Annotated in this window: 2 protein-coding genes; one reads left to right on the forward strand and one right to left on the reverse strand. The window is 71.7% G+C overall.

The window, feature by feature from the left end; translation table 11 throughout:
- A partial coding sequence (locus tag AE652_RS31910; protein ID WP_063780334.1) for an MFS transporter occupies positions 1 to 1,261 on the reverse strand: 1,261 nt, incomplete at its 3' end.
- Positions 1,262 to 1,410: 149 nt separating this feature from the next.
- Between AE652_RS31910 and AE652_RS31915 the strand changes: the two genes are divergently transcribed.
- Entirely contained in the window at positions 1,411 to 2,169 is a 759-nt protein-coding gene (locus tag AE652_RS31915) for a phosphoglyceromutase (RefSeq protein ID WP_049657900.1), read from the forward strand.
- Positions 2,170 to 2,427: the final 258 nt, after the last annotated feature.

Consider the following 2,427-nt stretch of genomic DNA (forward strand, 5'->3'; position numbering starts at 1 on the left):
CCGGGACCTCCGTGGCCACGGGCCGACGGCGCCCGGCCGCGCCGGTCCGGCGGGCCAGCACCACGTACCCGAGCGCGGTGACCGTCCCGACCGCCCCGCAGGCCGTCCAGAGCACCGCCGGCCCCGCGTGCTGGAGCAGCAGCCCGCCGCCCGCCGGGCCGAGGAACGAGGCGAGCGACCAGGAGAGGCTGTGCACGCCCTGGTAGCGGCCGCGCCCGTGGGTCGGCGCCAGCTCGGCGACCAGGCCCATCATCACCGGCGTGTTGAGGATCTCGCCGACCGTCCAGACGGCCACCGAGAGCGCGAACAGCCAGGCCGAGGACCCGGCCAGCGCGGCCAGCCCGAAGCCCCAGCCGGTGAGCAGGCAGCTGGTGATCAGCAGTCCGGTGCGTGAGCGGCCCTCCATCCAGCGGGTCAGCGGGATCTGCAGGACCACGATCAGCAGCCCGTTCAGGCCGATGACCAGGCCGTACTCGGTGGAGGTGATGCCGGAGGCGCCCATGTCCACGGCCAGCGTGGTGCTGCCCTGCTGGAAGACCAGCGCGAGCAGCAGGGTGAGCCCGACCAGCGCCATGAACGGGGCGTCCCGGAACACCGAGAGCAGGCTGACCGGCGGTTCGGCGGAGCCGTCCGCCCGGCCGGGCGCGGCCTGCGGCCTGGTCTCCGGGATCCGGATGAAGATCACCACCGCGCAGACCAGGGTGGAGAACGCGTCCAGCAGGAAGAGCGTGAGGTAGCCGTGGGTGGCGATCAGGCCCGCCACGGCCGCCGAGAGGCCGAAGCCGATGTTGATCGCCCAGTAGTTCAGCGAGTACGCGCGGACCCGGTCCTCGGCCGGCACCAGGTCGGCGATGATCGCCGAGGTGGGCGGCCGGGTGGCGTTGTTGCACAGGCCCACCAGGAAGGCCACCACGGCGATCGCCACCTGGCCGTCCGCGAAGCCGAGCACGGCGGTGAACAGCGCGGTGCCGAGCTGGGCGGCGAGCAGGGTGGGCCGGCGCCCGATCCGGTCGGCCAGCACGCCCGCGAGGATCGCCGCGACGGCCGAACCGAGGCCGAACAGCGAGGCCACCAGGCCCGCGTAGGAGGCCGAGTACCCCCGGTCGACGGTCAGATACAGCGCCAGGAAGGTGACGACGAAAGCGCCGAGCTTGTTCACCAGCGTGCTCACCCAGAGCCACCAGAACTGTCGCGGCAGCCCGCCCACGGTCTCCTGTACGAGTCTTCGGATCCGGGGGTTGGCGACCAGGGCGACGAGCATGTGGGGGCTCCCGTGGGCAGGCGTCCGCCGAACGGTGCGGCAGGCCCGGTCAGCCGACGCATGTAAGTGTCAGATGCGCGGGGCACACATTACACATCGGCCGAAGGTCCCCACCAGGGGTTTTCCGACCCCCCACTAAGCTGGGGGCCATGGCTGACACGACGTACCGACTCATCCTGCTCCGCCACGGCGAGAGCCAGTGGAACCAGAAGAACCTGTTCACCGGTTGGGTCGATGTCGACCTCAACGAGAAGGGCGAGAAGGAGGCCGCCCGCGGTGGCGAGCTCCTGGCCGCCGAGGGTCTGCTCCCCGACGTGCTGCACACCTCGCTGCTGCGCCGCGCCATCCGCACCTCCCAGATCGCCCTGGACAAGGCCGACCGGCACTGGATCCCGGTCAGCCGCAGCTGGCGGCTGAACGAGCGCCACTACGGCGCGCTCCAGGGCAAGGACAAGGCCCAGACCCTGGCCGAGTTCGGCGAGGAGCAGTTCCAGCTGTGGCGCCGCTCGTACGACACCCCGCCGCCGGTGCTGGCCGACGACGCCGAGTACTCGCAGGCCGGTGACGCGCGCTACGCCGACATCCCGAGCGAGCTGCGTCCGCGCACCGAGTGCCTGAAGGACGTCGTCGACCGGATGCTGCCGTACTGGTACGACGCCATCGTCCCGGACCTCGCCGCCGGCCGGACCGTCCTGGTCACCGCCCACGGCAACAGCCTGCGCGCGCTGGTCAAGCACCTCGACGGCATCTCCGACGAGGCCATCGCCGGCCTGAACATCCCGACCGGCATCCCGCTGGTCTACGAGCTGGACGCCGACTTCAAGCCCGTCACCCCGGGCGGCCGCTACCTCGACCCGGACGCCGCCGCGGCCGCCATCGAGGCGGTCAAGAACCAGGGCAAGAAGTAGGCCGCTTGCCGCTACGGCCCCGTCACCCGGTCCGACCGGGCGGCGGGGCCTTCGTTCGTTTTCGGTCGGTTCGGGGTCAACCAGCTTGCCTGGTGGGGGAGTTGGGTAGGTGGGAAAATGGTTCAGACCATTGACGGCCGCAGTCGGCGGCTCCTACCGTGAGGGCACCGGACTGGCGCAGGCATGCCAGGATCTCCCCGTCCGGGCCGCCGCACCCCCACGCGCGCGCGTCTGTGCCCCCGGCGCACACTCCATCCA

This window comes from Kitasatospora sp. MY 5-36 (assembly GCF_001182915.1).
Lineage (GTDB): Bacteria > Actinomycetota > Actinomycetes > Streptomycetales > Streptomycetaceae > Kitasatospora.